This window comes from Lysinibacillus sp. 38-6 (assembly GCF_046245175.1).
Classification (GTDB): domain Bacteria; phylum Bacillota; class Bacilli; order Bacillales_A; family Planococcaceae; genus Lysinibacillus.
Window position 1 is genome coordinate 4,152,294 of record NZ_CP176417.1, and the last position, 23,285, is coordinate 4,175,578.

At 38.6% G+C, this 23,285-nt stretch carries 16 protein-coding genes; 12 read left to right on the forward strand and 4 right to left on the reverse strand.

Translation table 11 applies throughout. The features are described 5' to 3' along the window. Window positions 1–95 precede the first annotated feature (95 nt). The 4 genes from ACKVEV_RS20815 to ssuE all read left to right on the forward strand — a co-directional run bounded on the left by ACKVEV_RS20815 (window position 96) and on the right by ssuE (window position 5,774). Window positions 96–2,162 (forward strand): catalase, encoded by a 2,067-nt coding sequence (locus ACKVEV_RS20815; RefSeq protein WP_409368113.1) that lies wholly within the window; start codon window positions 96–98, stop codon window positions 2,160–2,162. A 164-nt stretch (window positions 2,163–2,326) separates the two neighbouring features. Further along, window positions 2,327–3,523 carry a polysaccharide deacetylase family protein gene (locus ACKVEV_RS20820; protein ID WP_409368114.1) on the forward strand — a complete coding sequence of 399 codons (1,197 nt, stop codon included), beginning with the start codon at window positions 2,327–2,329 and terminating at the stop codon, window positions 3,521–3,523. A gap of 125 nt (window positions 3,524–3,648) precedes the next feature. Beyond that, window positions 3,649–4,986, forward strand: a complete 1,338-nt coding sequence (gene lpdA, locus ACKVEV_RS20825) for a dihydrolipoyl dehydrogenase (RefSeq protein ID WP_409368115.1) — start codon at window positions 3,649–3,651, stop codon at window positions 4,984–4,986. Window positions 4,987–5,243: 257 nt separating this feature from the next. Then, window positions 5,244–5,774 (forward strand): NADPH-dependent FMN reductase, encoded by a 531-nt coding sequence (gene ssuE / locus ACKVEV_RS20830; RefSeq protein ID WP_409368116.1) that lies wholly within the window; start codon window positions 5,244–5,246, stop codon window positions 5,772–5,774. Window positions 5,775–5,826: 52 nt separating this feature from the next. Here ssuE and ACKVEV_RS20835 read toward each other — a convergent pair whose 3' ends face one another. Next, the gene (locus ACKVEV_RS20835) at window positions 5,827–5,988 is read right to left on the reverse strand and encodes a hypothetical protein (RefSeq protein ID WP_409368117.1); all 162 of its coding nucleotides are present in this window, start codon (window positions 5,986–5,988) and stop codon (window positions 5,827–5,829) included. Window positions 5,989–6,208: 220 nt separating this feature from the next. On the opposite strand from ACKVEV_RS20835, the gene ACKVEV_RS20840 reads away from it, so the two are divergent. Further along, window positions 6,209–7,597 carry an aldehyde dehydrogenase gene (locus ACKVEV_RS20840; protein WP_409368118.1) on the forward strand — a complete coding sequence of 463 codons (1,389 nt, stop codon included), beginning with the start codon at window positions 6,209–6,211 and terminating at the stop codon, window positions 7,595–7,597. Window positions 7,598–7,620: 23 nt separating this feature from the next. On the opposite strand, the gene ACKVEV_RS20845 is transcribed toward ACKVEV_RS20840, so the two are convergent. Next, complete coding sequence (locus ACKVEV_RS20845; RefSeq protein WP_409368119.1) at window positions 7,621–9,225, reverse strand: two-component system sensor histidine kinase NtrB; 1,605 nt, start codon at window positions 9,223–9,225, stop codon at window positions 7,621–7,623. Window positions 9,226–9,494: 269 nt separating this feature from the next. On the opposite strand from ACKVEV_RS20845, the gene ACKVEV_RS20850 reads away from it, so the two are divergent. The 6 genes from ACKVEV_RS20850 to ACKVEV_RS20875 all read left to right on the forward strand — a co-directional run bounded on the left by ACKVEV_RS20850 (window position 9,495) and on the right by ACKVEV_RS20875 (window position 20,028). Then, on the forward strand, window positions 9,495–10,961 hold the full coding sequence (locus ACKVEV_RS20850) for a UDP-N-acetylmuramoyl-L-alanyl-D-glutamate--2,6-diaminopimelate ligase (RefSeq protein ID WP_409368120.1): 1,467 nt from the start codon (window positions 9,495–9,497) through the stop codon (window positions 10,959–10,961). A 170-nt stretch (window positions 10,962–11,131) separates the two neighbouring features. Beyond that, a complete protein-coding gene (locus ACKVEV_RS20855; protein ID WP_409368121.1) occupies window positions 11,132–12,709 on the forward strand; it encodes a peptide chain release factor 3 in 1,578 nt (525 codons plus the stop codon). A 450-nt stretch (window positions 12,710–13,159) separates the two neighbouring features. Further along, the gene (locus tag ACKVEV_RS20860) at window positions 13,160–16,213 is read left to right on the forward strand and encodes an efflux RND transporter permease subunit (RefSeq protein WP_409368122.1); all 3,054 of its coding nucleotides are present in this window, start codon (window positions 13,160–13,162) and stop codon (window positions 16,211–16,213) included. Between the two features lie 19 nt (window positions 16,214–16,232). Beyond that, window positions 16,233–17,318: an SDR family oxidoreductase gene (locus ACKVEV_RS20865; RefSeq protein ID WP_409368123.1), complete on the forward strand. Its 1,086-nt coding sequence runs from the start codon at window positions 16,233–16,235 to the stop codon at window positions 17,316–17,318. A gap of 328 nt (window positions 17,319–17,646) precedes the next feature. Then, a complete protein-coding gene (locus tag ACKVEV_RS20870; protein WP_409368124.1) occupies window positions 17,647–18,411 on the forward strand; it encodes a TerC family protein in 765 nt (254 codons plus the stop codon). A gap of 261 nt (window positions 18,412–18,672) precedes the next feature. Further along, entirely contained in the window at window positions 18,673–20,028 is a 1,356-nt protein-coding gene (locus tag ACKVEV_RS20875) for a TrkH family potassium uptake protein (protein WP_409368125.1), read from the forward strand. Between the two features lie 68 nt (window positions 20,029–20,096). On the opposite strand, the gene ACKVEV_RS20880 is transcribed toward ACKVEV_RS20875, so the two are convergent. Next, on the reverse strand, window positions 20,097–20,609 hold the full coding sequence (locus ACKVEV_RS20880; RefSeq protein ID WP_409368126.1) for a DUF3231 family protein: 513 nt from the start codon (window positions 20,607–20,609) through the stop codon (window positions 20,097–20,099). Window positions 20,610–20,878: 269 nt separating this feature from the next. Here ACKVEV_RS20880 and ACKVEV_RS20885 point away from each other — a divergent pair, with 269 nt between their 5' ends. Next, window positions 20,879–21,037, forward strand: coding sequence for a hypothetical protein (locus ACKVEV_RS20885; RefSeq protein ID WP_409368127.1), 159 nt, complete (start codon window positions 20,879–20,881; stop codon window positions 21,035–21,037). 436 nt (window positions 21,038–21,473) lie between these two features. On the opposite strand, the gene ACKVEV_RS20890 is transcribed toward ACKVEV_RS20885, so the two are convergent. After that, window positions 21,474–23,213 (reverse strand): B12-binding domain-containing radical SAM protein, encoded by a 1,740-nt coding sequence (locus ACKVEV_RS20890; protein ID WP_409368128.1) that lies wholly within the window; start codon window positions 23,211–23,213, stop codon window positions 21,474–21,476. Between the last annotated feature and the right edge of the window lie 72 nt (window positions 23,214–23,285).

Consider the following 23,285-nt stretch of genomic DNA (forward strand, 5'->3'; position numbering starts at 1 on the left):
TTACATTTTGCTAGCTTCGAATTCCATGCATGTTTAATAAAATAAAACATACAGTGTATATAGAGCGTAAATAGGACAGTAAGAAAGGGGATCGCGTGGATAAGTCTAAAGCAAATCAGGGCAAGGATTTGACTGAGAATGCGAAGGATCAACAACTAGAAGCCTTTCGTGTGAACAATGATGGCAAAAAGATGACGACTAATCAAGGGTTGAAAGTTTCCAATGATGAAGATTCATTAAAAGCTGGCGTTCGTGGGCCAACCATTATGGAGGATTTTCATTTTCGGGAAAAAATGACGCATTTTGACCATGAGCGAATTCCTGAACGCGTTGTGCATGCTAGAGGCTTTGCTGCGCACGGTGAGTTTGAACTTTATGAGTCGATGAAAGAGTATACGAGAGCGAATTTTTTACAGGAGCCTGGAAAAAAGACGCCTGTCTTTGTTCGTTTTTCGACAGTTGTAGGGAGCTTAGGCTCGATGGATACAGCTCGTGATGTTCGTGGGTTTGCGACGAAATTTTACACAGACGAAGGGAATTATGATTTAGTCGGTAACAATATCCCTGTATTTTTTATTCAGGATGCCATTAAGTTTCCTGATTTAATTCATGCTGTCAAACCGGAGCCTCATAATGAGATGCCACAAGCAGCGTCTGCACACGATACGTTTTGGGATTTTGTCGCAAATAATCAGGAAATTGCCCATATGATTATGTGGCATATGTCCGATCGAACGATTCCACGAAGTTTTCGGATGATGGAAGGCTTCGGTGTGCATACATTTCGTTTTGTCAATGACAAAGGCAGATCACGATTTGTCAAATTTCATTGGAAGCCAGTATTGGGTGTGCACTCTCTCGTTTGGGATGAAGCACAAATTATTGGAGGCAAGGATGCCGATTTTCAACGGCGAGATTTATGGGAATCGATTGAGATTGGAGATTATCCCGAATATGAGCTTGGTGTTCAGATGATTGAGCCTGAGGAAGAATTTAGATTTGATTTTGATATTTTAGATGCCACGAAGCTATGGCCTGAAGAGCTAGTACCTGTTAAAAGAATTGGAAAAATGACATTAAATCGCAATGTAGATAATGTTTTTGCTGAAACAGAGCAAGTCGCCTTCCATCCGGGAAATGTTGTACCTGGCATTGACTTTACGAATGATCCATTGCTTCAAGGGCGCTTATTTTCATATATCGATACACAGCTTATTCGTCTAGGTGGGCCAAACTTTGCGGAAATTCCGATTAATAGACCGGTTTGCCCGATTCATAATAATCAACGTAATGGCTTCAGCCGACAAACTATTAATACGGGCAAGGTGAGCTATCATAAAAATTCACTTGCTGGCAATACACCCTCTACTTCTACAGCGAAAGAAGGGGGATATGTACATTACGAACAAAAGGTTGAGGGTCGAATTACAAGAGCTCGAAGCAAGTCCTTTAATGACCACTTCTCACAAGCTCGCCTATTTTGGAATAGCATGTCAGCCCCTGAAAAACAGCACATTATTGATGCCTTTAGTTTCGAGGTAGGGAAGGTCAAAAGTAAATCGGTTCGCCAGCAAGTCGTCGATATGTTCGTTCATGTCGATAAGGCGATGGCTACGACAGTTGCAGATAATATTGGTGTCAATCGGCCAACCGGTGAGCAAGTAAATGTTACAGCATCTTCGCCAGCACTCAGTCAGGCGAATACTGTGAAATTGCCACAAACACTGAAAGTCGGCGTATTAATAGGTGATGGCTTCGACGCCAATGAAGTTGGAGAAGTGCTGAAATATTTAACAAGGCAAGGAGTTCGCTATAGTATTATATCGGATAGACTTGGTGTTGTGACAGCTAGTAATGGTGTGCAATTAACAGCGAGTGATACGTTTATTACGACAGATGCCGTACTTTTTGATTCCTTATATGTAGTAGGGGTTCGCGCAGACAATCAAGCAAAGTTTAACACCTATATCGTCAATTACATTAATGAAGCGTATCGACATTATAAACCAATTGGTATTGCTGCAACAGGAACGACCTTTTTTAATATGTCGAATGCAAACGTAGGGCCAGGCATTATTTTAGCCACTGGAAATGCCGGCTTTGCCAAAAAATTTGTAGATGCCATTGCCCAGCAACGCTTCTGGCAGCGCAATATTTACTAGGGAGTGCCAGGCACTCAAACAATTCTGAAAATTAAAGTGTAACGGTGCAACAAAAGTGTTGGATTGTCTGCAACCAATCCAACACTTTTGTCCCATTCTCTTTCAGTCTTCCTGTATTTCGTATATACTTGTATGGACTATATTTTGAGAGAGGGACCAATATTATGAATTTTAGTAGGAGGATATTAGTATTTGTTGCGTTTGTTTGCTTTTTTATCACGATGTCACAACAGGCATTTGCAGCAAAACCAACAAAATTTTATGAATTTAGTAATGCCAAAGATGTTACAGTCATTAACTATCATTCATTTGGCGATTATAAGGAAATTGCCAATATTAATATTACTGAAAAGCTTTTTCGTGAGCAGCTGAAAATGCTAAAGGATAATGGCTATTCAACCATTACGGAGGAGCAGCTAATCGCATACTTACAAGGGCATGGTCGCATTCCTGAGAAGTCCGTATTTTTGACAATAGATGACGGCTATGAAAGTGTTTATAAAATTGCCTACCCTATTTTAAAAGAAATGGGCATGCAAGCAACATTATTTGTTATCGCCAATGATGTGGAGACAGGTGTCAGAAAAAATGTACCGATGTTGAACTGGCAGCAAATAAAGGACATGTCCGATTCTGGTGTTATGCATATAGGCAATCATACATATGATTTACATTGGCGTGGGAAAAATGATACGCCGAAACATGAGGCAATCATACTTAATCAGAAGAAAAATGGAGAGCCCATGACGAATGAGCAGCGCCTTCATTACATTCAAGAGGATCTGACAAAAGCGCATCAATTAATCGAAAAATATACAGGGAAAGCGCCTAAGTCTTTTGCCTATCCATACGGTGTGTATGATCGAGTTGCAGAGCAGGCTGTAAAAAAAGCTGGCTATACAATCGATTATTCTACACAAGGTGGTTACAATGTATTAGGTCAAGGAACCGTACATATTAAACGAATTGATTCGTGTAATCGCGTGTCGGTCCAAGAATTAAAAAAGATTTTAGTAAAACATCAAACACAGGCTGAGCAACTTTATCGACAACGAGATATCCAAGTCGAGGCGCAAGTTGTATCCAATAAAGTAACACTTAAGACTTGGTTGAAAAGTGATATGAATAAAGGAACGCTACAAGCGAAAGAGGCACGTTTCGAGCTTTATAAAATGGTGAATGGTGAGCGCCAATTACAACGTAATTTTGGTAGTTACCGAGTAGCGGCCAGTACGCAAGCTAGAGCGATGTCCACGGAAGAAAATATCGCCAATTACGAAGCAGGCGGCTATTCTGTTAAAACGATTATCATTAAGCAAGATGGAAGCAAAGAGGTATTCTGGGTAAATTTTAATAAATAATAAACCATGCGCAACAGCTAAAAAAGTCTCTCAGATGAGAGGCTTTTTTTATTCATAAGCACGTTTGTAGATGTCATTGCATTCAAATTTTGTAAATGTTAAGGTGGTACATGAGGTGAATAGAAGTGGAACAATTTGATATCGCAATTATAGGCGCAGGTCCAGGTGGATATGTGTCAGCTATTCATGCAGCTAAAAGTGGAATGAAAGTCGCTTTAGTAGAACGTGATAAGGTGGGAGGAGCTTGTTACAATGTAGGCTGTATTCCATCGAAAATTTTGTTAGAGCATAGTAAATTAGTGCAAGAAATACAACGAGGCAATGATTGGGGAATTGAAATGCCTGCTGTCAATGTGAATTTCCCTCGCCTCATGCAACGTAAAAATGCCATTATACAAGAGCTTTTGGCGAATATTGAACACTATATTGCAAGCAATCATATTACATTTTACCGTGGTGAGGCAACGGTAGCAGCCGATTTAACGGTAACGGTTGGTCAAGAAACTTTCGCTGCTAAAGATATCATTTTAGCGACTGGTAGTAAGCCATTTGTACCGCCGTTTACAGGCCTAGAACATACAACATATTATACAACGGATACTTTTTTCGATATGGAAGAACTTCCGCAACAACTTACCATTATTGGTGGTGGTGTGATCGCAGTGGAAATGGCATTTAGCTTAGCACCACTTGGCACGAAAGTAACGATGCTAAATCATAGTGACGATATTTTACAAACGGAAGAACCAGATGCGCGACCAATTATTCGAGAAAAGATGAAAAATCTCGGTATTGAACTTATAACAAACTTCCAATTTGAGCAGTTTAATGGCAATAATATTCATACATCAAAAGGCATTTATACATACGAAAATTTATTATTTGCAACGGGGCGCCGCCCAAATACAGAAATTGCGCAACAGCTAGAGCTTGAATTTGATGGTCGCTTAATTGCCGTAAATCAACATTATCAGACGAGCCACCCACATATTTACGCAATTGGTGATTTAGTTGGCGGCTATCAGTTAGCGCATGCCGCTAGTGCGGAGGGTACTTATGTAGTAGATCATATTATAGGGGCTAAACGTACAGTGGTTGATCAAGGACTTATCCCTCGCTGTGTCTATACACATCCTGAAATTGCGACATTTGGCTTGCTAGAAGAGCAAGTAGAGCAAGCATATACGGTGACAACAATGCCGATTCGCACGAATCCAAAGGCACTTATGGAAGGAAATGTAGAAGGCTTTATTAAGCTGATTGCAACGAAAGAGGAAGGACATATATTGGGCGCCTGTGTTGTAGCTGATGGTGCTACAGAAATACTCAATGCGATTTTAGCAACGAAAAATGCCGGTGGTACAGTAAGTGCTTTAGCAAATATGATTTTCCCACATCCAACAGTATCAGAGCATATTGGCGATGCAGCTAAAGCCGTATTTGGCAAAGCGATTCATCAATAACATAATGGAGCAGGCTGTGCACATTTAGTTGTGGCAGCCTTTTTTCTATAAATCCGAAAAAGTTATATTGACTTTATTGAATATTATGTTAAATTAAATTTATAAGATTACTTGGTATTGAATACGATAAGCTGGCTAGACTTCTAGAGGCTTCTATTTTACAGCAATATGGACTGTAAAATAGAAGCCTCTTTTTTTGGGGGAAAAGAGCTGGACGCAAAACATTACGCCAGAATAATAAAAAAGGAGTGCGCAAAATGACAAAAGTAGTAGTGATAAATGGGAGTAATACAAGGTCTTCTCGTGTCACGGCGATTCAGGAGAAAATTGAACTTTTTTTCTCAGCTTATAGCACCACACACGTAATTCACGTACATGAGCTACCTGCTGTTGCATTAATAACGGCAAACTTTGAAAATGATGAGATTAAAGCACAAAATCAAAAAGTCGAGGAAGCGGACATTGTGGTCATTTTAACGCCAATCTATAAAGCTTCTTATACAGGAATTTTAAAAACTTACTTAGATTTATTACCACAAAAAGCATTTGTCGGTAAAAAGATTTTACCAATAGCAGTTGGTGGCTCTTTAGGTCATTTACTTGCGTTAGAATATGGACTAAAGCCGATATTGGCCGTATTAGGAGCAACAGAAATAGCACATTCTGTGTATATTATTGATAAGCAAATTATTCGTCTTGAGGATGGCAGCTTTGCCATTGAGGAGGAAGCCATAAATCGATTAGAAGTTGAACTAAAACAAATACAACACATTGCAGCTGTTAACTAAGGACAAAAATAAAGCGCATCACAGGATATTTTCCCCTACGATGCGCTTTTTATTAATTTACTTCAGGTTCTTCCGTAAAAGTGTCGTTTTCAGACGGTGTTGTAGAAAGATATAAAAAAGCTTCATCTTGCAATAACATTAATTTCTCTTCACATATCCCGTGCGATAATGCGCCTGAAAAAATGGATTCCCACCAAGTTCCTGTTGTTGTCATTTATCTACGCCCCCGTTTCGATTTCAATATGTAGTTGTATATTTCCCGAGATTCACAAAATAAAACATGGCATCATTCGTTGTAATTGCTGTTTTTTTACATCACGTTCCTTTCAGAAAGAGGATTTTTAAGCTTTAATGTTGTATCGTATAGACAAAGATAGTTTGTTTCAAAAAAGACAAAACTATGTATCGCATTTAAAAAAAAGGGGTGTTTATTTATGAATTTTACGCCACAAGATGTTGAAAATATGATTACAGAGCAGCGAAATTTTTATTTTTCTCGCGCAACAAAAGATGTTAAGTTTCGAAAAAAACAATTAATGAACTTAAAGAAAAGTATTTTAAAGTATGAAAAAGATATTTTGAATGCATTGTATTTAGATTTAAGAAAAAGTGAGTTCGAGGCATATGCAACAGAAATTGGTATTGTGTTGGATAGTATTTCTTATATGTTGAAAAATCTAGATGAATGGGTAAAACCGGAAACGGTCAAAACCCCAATTCAGCTGCAAATGGGGAAAAGCTTTATTGTTCGAGAACCGTATGGTGTGACGTTAATTATCGGGCCATTTAATTATCCGTTTCAGCTGGTGATGGAGCCTTTAATTGGTGCGATTATTGGTGGCAATACAGCGATTGTCAAGCCATCTGAGACGTCTGTACATACGGCCAATATTGTGAAAAAAATAGTTGAAGAGACGTTTGAACCTTCTTATATTCGTGTTGTCGAAGGAGAAAAGGAAGAAGTGACGGCACTTATCCATGCCTCGTTTGACTATATATTTTTTACGGGCAGTGTGGCAGTCGGAAAAGTAGTAGCGAAAGCAGCAGCTGAACGGTTAACACCAATTGCACTCGAACTAGGTGGGAAAAGTCCTGCAATTGTCGACCAAACGGCAAATTTAGAAGTAGCTGCTAAACGAATCGCGTGGGGAAAATTCACTAATACTGGTCAAACATGTGTAGCGCCCGACTATTTGCTTGTCCATAAAGACGTCTATGATCGATTTATGAAACTGCTAAAGGAAACAGTTCGTTCTTTCTACGGGAAAAACGCGCTGAAAAGCCCAGATTACGGTCGTATTGTTAATGTAAGACAATTTGATCGCCTGCACCAAATTTTAGTGGAGGAACGCGATACGATTACTTATGGTGGTCGAACTGATCGAGATGATTTATATATTGAGCCGACTATTATTGAATATGTAAAATGGTCAAGTCCGTCGATGCAAGATGAGCTATTTGGTCCGATTTTACCTGTTATGGTATATGATGATTTACGTCTTGCTATTCATCAAATTCGACAATTGCCAAAGCCTTTAGCGGCGTACTTTTTCTCTGAACATGAAAAAGCAATTCAATATTTTTTAGAGGAGTTGCCATTTGGCGGCGGATGTATCAATGATACGGTAACCCATGTAGGAAATCAGCATTTGCCGTTTGGTGGAGTTGGGCCATCTGGCGTTAATGCTTATCATGGCAAGGCAAGCTTTGAAAATTTTACACATCCAAAATCAATATTAAAAAAATCTTCAAAGCTCGAAACCAACGTCCTTTTTCCGCCATATAAACAAAAAGTGAAGCTTATTCGTACGATTATGAAGTAATAATAAAGGAGGTGTCTAAAGTTTTAGACACCTCCAACCTCTTGATTTTCTGCTGGTGGTAATTTTATTTTGATCGTTGTCCCATAGTTAACCTTGCTCTCAATGGCAATTGTGCCACCATGTTCTTGAATAATCTTGTTTGTAATAAGCATGCCAAGACCTGTTCCTGTTGACTTGGTCGTATAAAAAGGCTCAAAAATTCGTTTAACTAATGCCTCGGACATTCCAACACCATTGTCTGTAATTGTTACCATAATCAATCCTTCAGCATCCTTCGCAATAAAGACAATAATCTCTCCTTCAGTAGCTTGTGCTTCAATTGCTTCAATGGCATTTTTCATAATATTGATAAATACCTGTTTTAATTGATTTTCATTAGCGAGTATAAAGTTATCCTCACTAACGATATGCAGAGAAAATGTAATGCCGTGCTTTTGAAATTCAAGGTGGAATAATTGGCTGATTTTAGTGATGACCTCGTTAAGTGAAACGATTTTTAATTGTTCAACATGAGGTTTGGATAACACTAAAAATTCGCCAATAATTAAATTAATCCGTTCAATTTCAGATTGAATAATTTCCGTGTAAGCCTGACAGTTCCCATCTTTTTCATTACTCATCATTTGTACAAACCCTGAAATAACAGTCATTGGATTACGGATTTCATGGGCTACGCCTGCTGCTATTTCACCTGCCATTTTTAGCTTTTCTGATTGTAGTAAAAGCTGTTCATTGACCTTTTTATAAGAAATATCGCGTGTGATAGCCGAAATAGCTATCATTTTATTTGTACGATCATAAATAGGGGAAAGTGAAATTTCTACATCGAAAACCGTCCCATCTTTGCGCATATCTTGTGTTTCTAGTAACTTAAAGCTTTTACCTTCTAATAAACTCGCATAGCGCTGTTCTGCTTCCAACACATTTTCTGGAGGAACGAGCGGGATCGGTTTGCCAACAATTTCATCGCGTGTCCAGCCATAGACTTCCTCAAATGCTGGATTGACATCAAGAATACGATTATCCAAGCTAAAAACTGCAATACAATCAGTGGCATGTTGGAAAAACAAATGCAAATACGCTTCTTGGGATAGTAACTCTTGTTTTTTCTGTAAATTCATTTCACTAAGTCGATGCCAAAAATGGCGCAAATGGCTTGATTGAATCCAACCGATAATCGTAAGCAATAGTACAACAAAAATAAAGGTTGCGAAATACTGTGATTGCACAATCGTTTCAGTAGAACTACGGTGATAATAAGATAACGCAATAATTTCCAATAACGAAACAATACTGAGGAAGGTATTTGTTTTTATTGAGTGATAAATGGTAATTAATAAGATATAGAAAATAAAGCATATAAAATTAGTCAAAGAAAAGCTGACGATATTTAGATAAACGATGGCCATATTTCCTGAAATAATAATTACCCATTGCATTGCTACTGGCTTAATTTTTAAAATGTTCCCTGCCAATATAGGTAAGAATATTACTAAAATCACACCGACCAGATCCTCGAGGTTGCTATAAAGATTTAGCATGATGAGCACGCCATAGGCAAAAATAGCTGTTATATAAAATAGTAAAACAACTTCATTGCGCATACGTAATAATTCTTTTTGTTGCATAGGTAGCACCTCATTTGTAATCGATATTCTCATCATACATGATTCGTAGCTGTCGATAAATGCCGATTTTTGATAAAATAGTTAAAATTCAAGCTGATTTTAAAAATGGTAGCGTTTTCATTAAAAAAACGTTTCGCGAGGCATTTCATTTCTAGGCGAATAAGTAGTAAAATAAATGCATTAGATAAGTGGGGGTATTCAACTAGTCATTTTTTGTCGAAAAACAACGAATGATGAATGAGTGTTGAGATTGATTGGAGGACTATGAAATGTATGCAGAGGAATTGTTAAGTGCATTACCTTTGAAAAAAATTATTGGCGTGTTACCGGATCAAGTGACGGATATTGTGATCGATTCTCGAAGTGTGCAACCGAATAGCATGTTTGTATGTATAAAAGGGTACACAGTGGATGGCCATGATTATGCACAAAAGGCTGTTGATGGTGGTGCCACGATTGTGGTGACGGAACGAGAACTTCCATTGGCTGACGCGATTGCCCAAGTGATTGTGAAGGATACCGATCGTGCAGTGGGGCTGCTAGCTGCTAAGTTTTTTGACTATCCTTCAAAGGATATGACCATGATTGGGGTAACCGGAACGAACGGTAAAACTTCTGTAACAGGTATTATTCAAAATATTATGCACGGTATGGGCGAGAAGTCTGCACTTTCAGGCACAATTGGCTTTAATTTAAATGGTATTTTATATGAATCTGCCAATACGACAAGTGATGCATTATCAACACAGCAAATGATTTTTCGTGCAAAAATGGAAGGCTGCCGTTTAATGACAATGGAAGTGTCTTCACATGGCTTAGCGCTAGGTCGTTTGGCTGGTGTCGATTATGACATTGCTATTTTTACAAATCTTACGCATGATCATCTTGATTTCCATGGTACGATGGAGGAATATGGGAACGCAAAAGGCTTATTATTCTCTCAACTTGGACAAGATTTAGAAAAAAATAAATTTGTGGTACTTAATGCGGATGATGCTTGGTCAGAGCGCTATGCAGCAATGACACCATTCCCTGTTTGGACTTATGGCTTGCATAATGAGACGGCCGATTTCCGTGCTATTAACTGTGAATACCATGACTACACGACTTCATTTGATGTCGTGATGTCTGAAGGGGTATTTCCTGTGAAAATGCATTTACTAGGGGAATTCAATATTTACAATGTGCTTGCAGCGATGATTGCTTTTTACGGTCGAGGCTATTCAATGGAGTCGATTATTGAACAAATAGAGCAATTGCCACCAGTAAAAGGGCGTATGGAAAAAGTGTGCTCGGATTTACCGGTACAAATTTTTGTCGATTATGCGCATACACCAGATGCCATTGAAAAAGCAATTGCTGCTGCAGGGCCATATAAAAAAGGTAAGCTTATTTTCTTAGTTGGCACAGGCGGTAATCGCGATAAATCAAAACGTCCGGCAATGGCTGAAAAGGCATCTGCGGCAGATTATGTGATTTTAACGACAGATGACCCACGCTATGAGGATTACGATAGTATTACAGGTGATCTTGCAAAAGGTATGTTGCATAAAAATTACGCATGTATCGGAGATCGAGCACAAGCGGTACGACATGCGATTGAAGTAGCAGAACCAGGAGATATGATTATTTTCGCAGGTAAAGGACATGAAGATTACCAAATAATCGAGAATACGAAATATCCACATAGTGATGCCGAAATTGCTATTCAGGCAGGACAATTGAAATTTGTATAAATTTCGAAGGCTCCCTTGAACGATATATGCTGATTTTAAGCGCTTCCGCTATAGAAAACCTTTTAGCTGTGACTAAAAGGTTTTCTTTTTGCGGAATTCATGTAAAAAGGTTGTACGAAAGGCAAGACTTCTTTTATTATTAGTAGGTATGGAAAAAGGAGAATGAAGAGATGACTTCAAATTTAGAAAAAGATATATTAGCACGACGTACGTTCGCCATTATTAGTCACCCGGATGCTGGGAAAACGACGATAACGGAAAAGCTTTTACTTTTTGGTGGCGCCATTCGTGACGCTGGTACAGTAAAAGGGAAGAAATCAGGAAAGTTTGCAACATCTGACTGGATGGAAATCGAGAAACAACGTGGTATTTCGGTAACATCTTCTGTTATGCAGTTTGACTATAGCGGTTCACGCATCAATATTTTGGACACACCAGGACACCAAGATTTCTCAGAGGATACGTATCGTACATTAATGGCAGTAGATAGTGCTGTCATGGTTGTCGATGCCGCAAAAGGGATTGAAGCACAAACATTAAAACTATTTAAAGTTTGTAAAATGCGTGGTATCCCGATTTTTACATTTATCAACAAATTAGACCGTCAAGGGAAAGAGCCACTTGAGTTAATCGAAGAGCTTGAAGAAGTGCTTGGCATTCATGCTTACCCTATGAACTGGCCAATTGGTATGGGGAAAGAGTTTCTTGGTATTTATGATCGTTATAACAAACGTATTGAGCAATTCCGTACGGAAGAGGGAGAACGTTTCTTACCAATCGATGAAAATGGCGAGCTAGCTATTGACCATCCGATGAAAGTGACTTCTTATTACTCACAAGCAATGGATGACATCATGCTTCTTAACGAGGCTGGGAATGCCTATTCAGAGGAAAAAATCCGCCGTGGCGAATTAACACCAGTGTTCTTCGGTTCTGCGTTGACAAACTTTGGGGTCCAAACATTCCTTGAAACGTATTTACAATTTGCGCCAACACCACAACCTCGTATTACAGAAGATGAGCAGTTTATTGATCCAGTGGAGCATCCGGAGTTTTCAGGCTTTATTTTTAAAATTCAAGCCAACATGAACCCTGCACACCGTGACCGTATTGCTTTTGTACGTATCGTATCAGGTAAATTTGAGCGCGGTATGAATATGACATTATCTCGTACAGGTAAATCGTTCAAAGTGACGCAGTCCACACAGTTTCTTGCGGATGACCGTGAAACAGTGGATGAAGCGGTAGCTGGCGATATTATTGGTTTATACGATACAGGCACATATCAAATTGGTGACACGGTTGTAGGTGGCAAGAAAACGTTCCAATTTGAAAAATTACCACAGTTCACTCCAGAACTATTTGTGCGTGTAACGGCGAAAAACGTCATGAAATCAAAGCAATTCCATAAAGGGATTTTGCAATTAGTGCAAGAAGGTGCGATTCAATATTACAAAACACTTCATACAGAAGAAGTTATTCTAGGTGCAGTGGGTCAATTACAATTTGAAGTATTTGAGCACCGCATGAAAAATGAATACAATGTTGAAGTAAAAATGGAGCCAATTGGTTCAAAAATGGCGCGCTGGATTGAAAATGAGGAAGACGTCAAAGAGTCTATGTCTTCAAGCCGTTCAATGCTTGTAAAAGACCGCTTTGACAATCTTGTATTTTTATTTGAAAATGAATTTGCAATGCGCTGGTTCGCAGATAAAAACGAAAACATTAAATTATATAGCTTGCTATAAAAAGAAACACGAATCGACAGATTATCGATTCGTGTTTTTTTACAAGGAAAAGAAGCGATTGATGTAGAATATATACAATATAAGGAAATGACTAGTGGCTATGCGTTCTAACATCATTCCGCTACAGGCGGACGCTTTCCGCGGGCAAGCACCGAGCCGCTTCCCTCGCTACGCTCAGTCCAGGGTCTCGGTTCGCTTGCTTTCCCGCAGGAGTCGCCGCCTTCCGCTCCATTGAATTATTCGTTATTTCATTAGGGAAAACTATTTAAGGAAGTGTATAAACATCGTCCCGCTACGATTGGACGCTTTCCGCAGGCATGCAGAGTAGCCACCTGTAGCGTCATGATGCCAGTAGCCCTGTTTGAATTGCACAATATTTGTTTTACTTTATAAAAAATTCCCCTTTTCGGCTATCATAGGAAAGAAGAGAAAGAAAAGGAGTATCAATAAATGAACATTAGCGATTTTTCAATTAAAAGGCCCGTTTTTACGCTTGTTACGATGCTACTTGTCATTATTTTAGGTGGCGTCTCATTATTAAAAATACCCATTACGTTAATTCCCGAATTAAATCCACCGATTGGCGTCGTTGTCACCTCCTATCCTGGCGCAAGCTCAACGGAAGTAAATGAAAAGGTCACGAAACCTTTAGAGGCGACATTGGCCACCTTGCCAGGCATAAAAAAGCTGCAATCGACCTCACAGGAAGGCTCTAACTTAATTGTTCTAGAGTTTAATTGGACAACCAATATGGAAGATGTGCAACTCGATATTTTGCAGCGTATTGATATGACACCGTTGCCGAACGATGCACAAAAGCCAAGTTTTTTAAAATTCGACCCGTCCCAGTTCCCGATTATTCAGCTTTCTTTACGGGCAGAAAATGACCAGGTGGATGTGCGTGTATTAGCCGAATCATTGGAGAAAGAGCTTCGTCGTACAGAAGGCGTGGCTAGTGTTAATGTTTCCGGTAAGTTAGTTGAAGAAGTACAAGTATTATTGGATGACTCAAAATTAAAGGCGAAAGGCTTAACCCAAGCTGATATTATTCAAATTATTCAAGCGAATAATGTATCACTGCCTGGAGAGCCTGTGTTAACGACAGATGGCAAATTGTTGACGACGCGCATTATCAGTACCTTAACGACACCTCAAGATATTGCAGATTTAATCGTGTCCGTTAATCCGATAGATGGTCAAACTCTTACGGTTGGAGATGTGGCGACCGTTGAGCGCGAGGAGCAAAAATCGTTAACAGAAACGCGTGCTAACGACCATCCGGCTGTGTTAATGTCCGTGTTGCAAGAATCTGGCGCCAATACGGCGGAAGTATCCAAAGCCTTTCAACAATCGCTAAAAGACTTATTAGCACAGGAGCAATATCAAGGAATCGTCGCAGATATCTTAGTAGATCAAGGAAATTATGTAGATTTAGCCATTAGCAATATAGCTTCCTCATTACTTTTAGGCGGTTTATTTGCAATGCTTGTGTTATTTGTCTTTTTACGTGGTGTGAAAAGCCCGATAATAATTGGAATTGCCATACCTTATTCCGTTATCGTCACATTTGTATTAATGTATTTTGCAAATTTCACGCTTAATATTATGACACTAGGTGCACTGGCGCTAGGTATCGGCATGCTCGTTGACAATGCCATCGTTGTCATTGAAAATGTTGAACGCCATTTAGGACTTGGGAAAAATCCAATAGAAGCAGCAAGACAAGGTACAAAAGAAGTAGCGCTAGCGATCACTGCATCTACCTTGACAACGATCGCAGTATTCATACCGGTTATGTTTATTGAAGGCTTAATTGGGCAAATATTTACGGAATTTGCACTGACGATTTCCTTCAGTTTAATTGCATCATTATCAGTAGCTTTAACCGTTGTGCCGATGTTAGCAAGTCGTTTGTTAAAAATGAAAGAGCATAATATTAATGAAGTACGAAAGGCATCATCGTTTTATAAGCGCTACAACGCTTCTATTGTTTGGGTGTTGAAGCACCGCCTTTTCGTTCTGTTGTCGGCAGTTGTTATCTTTGCTTTATCGCTCTTTGGCTTAACGAGAATTGGAACAGAATTTTTACCGGCAACGGATGAAGGTTATGCTTCCATTAGTGTCAATCTTGACAAAGGGGCAGCGGTAACAAAAACAGAAAAAGTCGTTGCGGCAATTGAAGAGCGTTTAAAAGAAGAACAAAAAGTGGATGTTTATGTTAGTTTAATTGGCGGCACGCAACAATCGCAAGCGCGTGGACAAACAACTGCAAACCAAGCAGAAATCTATGTCAAACTCGTTCCATTAGCAGATCGTAAACGCTCCATTTTTGAGTTTGTTGAGGAAGTTGAAAAAGATTTAAACGATGCGTTAGGGGAGCAAGCTGCTATTACATTTAATGTTTCGACTTCATCGGGTTCGTCTCCAAATACGTTGACATTCCGCTTAACCGATTCGGATGAACAACGTTTACATGCGTCAGTTGATAAAGTACAGCGAGAATTAAGAAGCCTTCAAGCTGTGACGAATGTAACGACGGATTTAGATGAAACGATACAAGAAATTCAAATAGAGGTGGATCGTGAAAAAGCGAAGGATTACGGCTTTGTACCGGCACAAATTGCTCAAACAGTCAATCAAATGACGAAGGGGCAACTGACGACACAAATGATTGTCGATGGTGGAACGGTGTTATCCGTCTATACAGGTTTTGGACAGACGTTTAACGATAGTGTCGAATCTTTAAAAGCTATGGAGCTTCGTTCGCCAGCAGGACTTTTCGTTAAGCTGGATGCTATTGCGAACGTTTCTGTACAAGAAGGGCCAGTATCCATTAGGCGTTCCGATCAAGCGGCAGCCGTGGCATTTTTTGTCGATTATAAAGCGAAGGAATCATTAGGTGGAATTTCAAAAGAGGTCGATCAAGCGCTTGAAAAAGCGAATTTACCTGCTACAACGCAAGTTGTCTTTAGTGGTGACCGAGAGCTTTATGATAGTGCCATTGATGACATGCTGTTAGCTGTTGCTTTGGCAGTCGTCCTTGTTTATATCGTTATGGCTGCGCAATTTGAGTCGTTTAAATATCCTTTTGTCATTATGTTTACAGTGCCACTTATGATCATTGGTGTTGCGATTGCGATGTTTGCTACGAAAACATTACTCGGTGTAACGTCTGTCATTGGTATATTGGTGCTAGTCGGCATAGTTGTAAATAATGGTATCGTCCTTGTCGATTATATTAATCAGCAAAAGATGCAGGGCATGAAGTCGTATGATGCGATTTTACTTGCTACACAAGATCGACTGCGTCCCATTTTAATGACAGCATTGACAACGATTTTAGGCTTGCTACCCCTTGCACTCGGTATCGGTGAAGGGACGGAGATGAATCAGCCGATGGGCATTGCCGTCATTGGTGGACTAATCACATCGACTTTGCTGACATTATATATTGTGCCAACTGTTTATAGCTTAATGGATAAAGAAACGAGAAAATTGCCTTAAGTACAAGGGGGAAATAGAGATGAGTGTTCATTTTTTCACAGGTTTTCCAGGGTTTATTTCAAGTCAATTAATAGGTGAGCTATTCCGCAAAAAGAAAACGCAAAAAGTTATAGCACTTGTTTTAGCAGGGGAAATCTCAAAAGCGATGATAGAAAAAGGCAAAATTGAAGTGGAATATCCACATTGTAAAATAGAGGTTGTGGAAGGGGATATCACGCTACCGAATTTAGGAATGACTGATGAAGCCATACGGGATATCCTGCCACAAATTGAAGTGTTTTGGCATTTAGCCGCTATTTATGATTTAGCTGTCCCGCGCGATATCGCTTGGAAAGTCAATGTTCATGGAACGGCGATGGTCAATGATTTTGTGCGTACGCTACCAAATTTACAGCGCTATATGTATTTCAGTACAGCGTATGTTGCGGGGACACGTGAAGGAATAATACGTGAAAATGAATTGATTCGCCCGCCCGCCTTTAAAAACTACTATGAGGAGACAAAATTTGAGGCAGAGCTTCGTGTAGAAGATTTAAAATCGGAAGTACCTATTACCATCATTCGCCCAGGAATTGTACGAGGGCATTCTGAAACAGGAGAAACGATTAAATTTGATGGGCCATATTTCTTTTTAAATATGGTGGATAAATTAAAATGTTTACCTTTTATCCCATATATAGGGGTATCAAGCTCTGCGATAAATGTTGTGCCAGTCGACTATATTTTACATGCCGCCACTTTTCTAATGGATGACAAAAGTGCGGAAGGTAAAACATTGCATTTAACAGACCCTAATCCACATCCTGTGCAAGAGGTGTATCGCTCAATGGTAAAAATTATAACGAATCATTATCCGAAAGGTCGTTTCCCATTAGCGTTAGCAAAAAGATCGTTACAAGTGCCGTTTATTCGCAAGAAGCTAGGGGTCGAGCAAGAAACGTTAGATTATTTAACATGGAACGCTGTCTTTGATACGACAGAAGCGGTAGCAATACTGGACAAGGGGAATATTACATGTCCTGATTTTATCCAAACGATGCCAAAGATGGTGGACTTTTATCTAGCGCATAAAGAAGATAAAAACTACCATATTTCCATAAAATAATGATGGATTTCTTTGTCAGCTTTTAATGATAGTGCTATAATAAACGAACAAAAGAAATATCCTTGGACATTTTGTTAAAGGGGAGTAGCTAGCAGATGCGAGCGATGCATCTGATTTCACATTCGTCAAGACATGGCTTATACCATCGGGTGTGATAGCAAATGGTGTTACTTTGCAATAGACGATAGCTGTATTAAGAGAAGTGACAAATAGAAATTTGCTTAGCAAGACCTTTGCCTTCCTTCAGGCAGGGGTCTTTTCTTTTTCATTTTACTAGTAAATGATCGCAATTTTGGGTATACAGAGTTTAAAGGAGGAAGAACAGAGGATGGAAGCAATATTATTACAATATGGCTGGGTACTCATCGTACTAGTTGTATTAGAAGGATTACTAGCAGCAGATAACGCAGTAGTTATGGCTGTTATGGTGAAACACTTACCGCAAGACCTACAAAAAAAGGCACTTTTTTACGGATTATTTGGAGCATTAATATTCCGATTCTCTGCGCTCTTTGTTATTACGGTATTAGTTAATTACTGGCAAATACAGGCGGTTGGGGCAGCCTATCTGTTGTTTATGTCAGCGAAAAATATTTATGATTTGAGAAAAGGGAAAGATGATGAGGAGGAAAGTGATGAGGCAACTGTAAAAAAAGGATCAGGCTTTTGGATGACGGTCTTAAAAGTTGAGCTAGCCGATATCGCATTTGCGATTGATTCGATGCTTGCTGCGGTTGCGATTGCTGTGACACTTCCACACTTAGGTAATTTTGATATTGGCGGCATTAATGGTGGACAATTTATAATTATGCTATTAGGCGGCTTTATCGGTGTCATTATGATGCGTTTTGCAGCGCAATGGTTTGTAAAAGTATTAAACGACTATCCTTCACTTGAAACAGCCGCATTTTTAATTGTTGGTTGGGTAGGGGTAAAACTTGCTGTTTTAACATTAGCTCATGAAAAAGTGGGCATTTTACCTGAAGAATTCCCACATTCTACGGCATGGGAATTAACTTTCTGGATTGTGTTAGTCGGTATTGCTTTTGTCGGTTATTTAGTTGGCGTACGCAATAAAAAGCAAGAAAAGTAACGATGAATGCTTTGTAAAAATTAATAACGAAACGATTATTTCTAGATCCGCATTGCTTTCTGTGGGCAAGGCACGAGCCGCATCGCTCGCTGTACGTTTGCTTGTTCTGCAAAAAGTATTGCGGATTTTTGTTTTCTATTGAATAAATAGCTCGCAATTGCTAATTTTATACTGTATAGAACAGACCCTTTCTTTTTTTATTGATTTTTTCTATACTAATATCTATCAAGTTTGGCATTATGAATGGAAGGAGCTGATGGGGTGCCTTGGAAAAAATCATCAAATAGATTAATTACACCGTTTCAGGCACTTGTGTCTTATTATTTCATAGCAATAGCAATATCCTTCCTATTGTTACGACTTCCTGGCGTCCATCAAGCAGGTGTTGACGTTTCATTATTAGATAGCTTATTTACAGCAGTAAGTGCCGTTAGTGTAACGGGTTTAACAACGTTTAATATTTCGGAGACGTATACAACATTTGGACTTGTGATGGTGCTAGTTATTTTACAGCTTGGAGCAATTGGTATTATGTCGCTTGGTACCTTTGTTTGGTTGCTTGTCGGCAAAAAAATCGGCATGCGTGAACGTCAATTGATCATGATTGATCATAATCAATATAATTTATCTGGCGTGGTTCAATTAATTCGAGAAATATTGAAAATTTTAATCGGCATAGAATTAGCAGGAGCCATTATTTTAACTGCGCATTTTATGAATTATTTCGATACATTTAAAGAAGCGCTCATACACGGAGTCTTTGCATCTGTTTCAGCTACGACGAATGGTGGCTTTGATATTACCGGTATGAGTTTATTGCCATTCCATAATGACTACTTTGTCCAACTCATAACAATGGTATTAATTGTGTTAGGGGCAATTGGCTTCCCAGTACTCGTGGAAATTAAAACATTTTTAATGAATCGACACGCGAATTTCCGTTTTAGCCTTTTTACAAAAATAACGACGACTACGTATGCGATTTTATTTATCGTCGGGGCGCTTGTTATTTTAGTGCTGGAATCATTCCACTCCTTTAAAGGCATGCCGTGGCATGAGGCGATTTTTTCAGCGATGTTCCATTCCGTATCGACACGCTCAGCGGGACTGACAACATATGATGTAACTTCCTTTAGCGAGGCGACAGATATTTTCATGAGCTTCCTAATGTTTATTGGTTCATCTCCAAGTTCAGTTGGAGGCGGGATTCGAACGACGACTTTCGCCATTGCGATTTTATTTTTAATCACCTTTGCAAGGGGAAGAGAAGACATTCAAATATTCGGACGGGAAATCCATTTAATCGATGTCTTCCGTGCATTTGTCGTTATTTTAGTCGCTTGTTTTATGGTGCTAATCGCTACAATTATCCTCCTTATTACGGAGCCACATGCGACACTTATACAAATTATTTTTGAAATTACATCGGCATTCGGAACATGCGGTATGTCTTTAGGGATTACTTCAGACTTGTCGGTAGTAGGTAAAATCATTATTATCATTTTAATGTTCATAGGACGAGTAGGTTTAATTTCCTTCCTGTATTCACTTGGTGGTGGAGGAAGAGGTAAAAAATCTAAATACCACTACCCGAAAGAGCGCGTTATTATCGGGTAAACATTCAAAGAAAAAAGTGTTAGATTGAACTCAATCTAACACTTTTTCATTATAGTGTATATGCTAATTTAATCCTTTTCAGGATAATTAACGTGCAATGGTGGTGGCACGAGCCAGCCTTTGTTTTTATTTAAGCGTAACAATTTGGCACCTAGTTGGGCTTTATTCATGTGGAATTGACCATACATCAAGGCGATGTCCTCTCTTGTCGACATGCCCATTGCTTGACTACAAGCAACTAATCCAGCGGCTAAATCTGCGGATAGCGCAGCGCTAATTTCAGGGTCATTTACTCTTGCGCCTGGAGGAATGTCCTCTAATCTCGCTACAGGTCTCTCAGGTGGTGCAGGAGGTAATCCAACTCCATTTGTTTTGAGTATTTTTTCAAGCTGTTTTACTTCATCTCTTAATACTTGAATAATATCTTCAATTATTTTTCGAAGATCTTCATCACCAGTATGATTATAAAACGTTTGATAGCCTGCAATTAAACCATAATCAACGCCTAAATTAGTCCATATTCCAAAAACTTCGCCATAATGTAGCGGCTCATCTTTTGGATTCCCACTTAGTATTCCCATAGTTGTACATCCTCTTTTCTTTGGTTTTTCAAACAAAGTTAGTATGGATGCAATTCGAAATTTAATTCGTAAGAAAAGTGAAGCTTATTTTTTCGAAAAAAAATCAACAAATATGTTTATTGTTGTTTTGATGCGGGTACAACAAACTGTGTGTGGTTATAAAAAAATGGCCACAATGTTGATGTTGTACAACTGAGGTGCACTCGATAGTTGAAGGAAATAAAAAAGTGAACCCAGTAATGAAAAAGAATTAAAAGGAGAACGACAATATGACACTTACAAGCACAGCTAAACAAGATTTAAAGGACTTATTAAAAGAGACGCATAAACGCGGTATTATGAAAATAGATTACAGTGATCGAGTAAGCAGCATGACAGATAGTGAAGCATTAGGATTGCTCATTTCAGTTGTCAGACGAACTTTATAGCATCCGTCATGAATGACTTTCTTCTATTATATAGTATTTAATATTTAATATATCATTTGAGATTGATTGTTCTAACCAACAAACAAATAGAGTTTTAATCTATTTTTAGATGGCTCGTAACATCATAAAATAAGCAAATGGCAGATAAAAGAAAAGTTTTAATAAAAAATATCTAAAAATTTAGAAAATTTACAAAAAAATATCCTAATTTAAAATGTGGTTTTATAGGTATTATTTACAGGTTTGGATACTTAAATGAGAGAGACATTTGAACTATTCATTTGTGCTATCATTGTGAGTCCTTTCCTAACACTACAAAAGGGTAAATTTTTATGAATGGACCGATTGAAAACATTTCATGAAGCCAAGTTTTTTCTTTTGAAAAATGAAAGAAGCGCTATTTCTTCAATTAATTTAAGGAAATAGCGCTTTATTATTAAAGTGAAGGGATTGTTGCAAAGTATGGTGCTTGACCGTGACGGAAGTAGGTTAAAAGATAACCGCTTTTTTGTACAATTTTGCCATTTGAGAAATTCTGATAATCCAAGTAATGCGGAATGATAAGCGTATGCTTAAACAATTCTTTCTCTGTTAAATTAAATTCCGCAAATTCTTGCCCTGCCATTTCAGGGTTTTCACGTAATGCGGCATAAAGCGCTTTTTGCTGTTCTTCTGTTGGACGCTCTTGCCACCATAATTTACGTGGCTGGAATTGCTGTGCCTGTAAATAATCAAGTTGCATGAGGCTTTGAATAATTTGTAAATTGGCACCTTCTACTGTCTCTAAAAACTCAAGTAAACGTCGGAACAAATCTTCTAACTGATGGCCGATACGTGACCAGCCTTTCGTTTCCCAATACGTTCCAAAGTTTTGGAAGAAATCAAACGGTGTGTCAAATACTTCAGTTACTAAGTATTCTATCGTTTGATCCATTCGATGGTCATTCCAATATTTTTCGAGTACATCTTCTGCATGTTTGATGCGGACGATATCATCAAAGGTTAAAACGTTATTTGAGAAGATTTCATATGGAGCTAAATCCACATAGGTATAGCCGAATTTTTTAGCTTCTAAACGCAGCCCAGTGCCTCGTAATAATTTTAGAAACCCTAGCTGTAACTCTTCAGGACGCATGGCAAAAACATCATTAAACGTTTGACGGAAGCTATTATAATCTTCTTCTGGTAGACCGGCAATTAAATCTAAATGCTGATCAATTTTACCGCCCTCTTTAACCATAGTTACTGTTCGTGTTAGTTTTTCAAAGTTTTGACGGCGTTGTACGAGCGTATTTGTTAAATCGTTGGTAGACTGAACACCTATTTCAAAGCGGAAAAGCCCTTTTGGTGCGTTGTCGTTTAAAAATTGAATGACTTCAGGACGCATAATATCGGCTGTAATTTCAAATTGGAAGACAACACCTGGCTGATGTTCATCTATTAAAAATTGGAACATTTCCATCGCATAACTACGGCTAATATTAAATGTACGATCGACAAATTTAATCGTCCGTGCTCCATTATTCATCAGATAACGAATATCTTCCTTTATACTTTCTCTATTGAAATAGCGCACGCCAACTTCAATAGAAGATAAACAAAATTGACAGCTAAAAGGACAGCCACGGCTTGTCTCAATATATTGGATTCGCTTGCCTAAATGTGGCAGATCCTCTTCAAAACGGAATGGACTTGGTAATTCACGTAAGTCAATTTTAGGTGCTTGTGCGTGAATGCGAACTTTTCCGTCTTCTAAGTAACAAATGCCAGGAACATCTTCTAATGGGATTTCACCATGTAGATGACGTAGTAACTGTTTAAATGAAGTTTCTCCTTCACCCATCACAATGAAATCAACTTCCTCAATCCGACGTAACCAATCGTGGACATCGTAAGATACTTCAGGACCGCCGAGCAAAATTTTAACATCCGGACAAACGGTTTTTAACATTTTGATAACGTGTATCGTTTCTTCAATATTCCAAATATAGCAACTGAATCCTACGATATCGGGGTTTTTTTGAAATAAATCTGATACAATATTAAATGCAGGGTCTTTTATTGTGTATTCTGCAATAACTGGATTGTATTCAGGTAAAGCAGCAGATTTTAAATAACGCAATGCTAAATTTGTGTGAATATACTTTGCGTTTAAAGTAGTTAAAATAGTATTCATGCAGTAATCTTCCTTTCAATTTCTAATTGTAACAGTCAAGTAGCTGACAAACAATATAATTCCTTAGACCTA

Bases quoted from the DNA above. Each gene is read 5' to 3' on its own strand.
- ACKVEV_RS20880 (WP_409368126.1), bottom strand. From the start codon at position 20,609: ATGGGAATACTAAGTGGGAATCCAAAAGATGAGCCGCTACATTATGGC.
- ACKVEV_RS20870 (WP_409368124.1), top strand. From the start codon at position 17,647: ATGGAAGCAATATTATTACAATATGGCTGGGTACTCATCGTACTAGTT.
- ACKVEV_RS20820 (WP_409368114.1), top strand. From the start codon at position 2,327: ATGAATTTTAGTAGGAGGATATTAGTATTTGTTGCGTTTGTTTGCTTT.
- ACKVEV_RS20885 (WP_409368127.1), top strand. From the start codon at position 20,879: ATGACACTTACAAGCACAGCTAAACAAGATTTAAAGGACTTATTAAAA.
- ACKVEV_RS20850 (WP_409368120.1), top strand. From the start codon at position 9,495: ATGTATGCAGAGGAATTGTTAAGTGCATTACCTTTGAAAAAAATTATT.
- ACKVEV_RS20835 (WP_409368117.1), bottom strand. From the start codon at position 5,988: ATGACAACAACAGGAACTTGGTGGGAATCCATTTTTTCAGGCGCATTA.
- ACKVEV_RS20865 (WP_409368123.1), top strand. From the start codon at position 16,233: ATGAGTGTTCATTTTTTCACAGGTTTTCCAGGGTTTATTTCAAGTCAA.
- ACKVEV_RS20860 (WP_409368122.1), top strand. From the start codon at position 13,160: ATGAACATTAGCGATTTTTCAATTAAAAGGCCCGTTTTTACGCTTGTT.
- ssuE (WP_409368116.1), top strand. From the start codon at position 5,244: ATGACAAAAGTAGTAGTGATAAATGGGAGTAATACAAGGTCTTCTCGT.
- ACKVEV_RS20890 (WP_409368128.1), bottom strand. From the start codon at position 23,213: ATGAATACTATTTTAACTACTTTAAACGCAAAGTATATTCACACAAAT.
- ACKVEV_RS20840 (WP_409368118.1), top strand. From the start codon at position 6,209: ATGAATTTTACGCCACAAGATGTTGAAAATATGATTACAGAGCAGCGA.
- ACKVEV_RS20855 (WP_409368121.1), top strand. From the start codon at position 11,132: ATGACTTCAAATTTAGAAAAAGATATATTAGCACGACGTACGTTCGCC.
- ACKVEV_RS20845 (WP_409368119.1), bottom strand. From the start codon at position 9,225: ATGCAACAAAAAGAATTATTACGTATGCGCAATGAAGTTGTTTTACTA.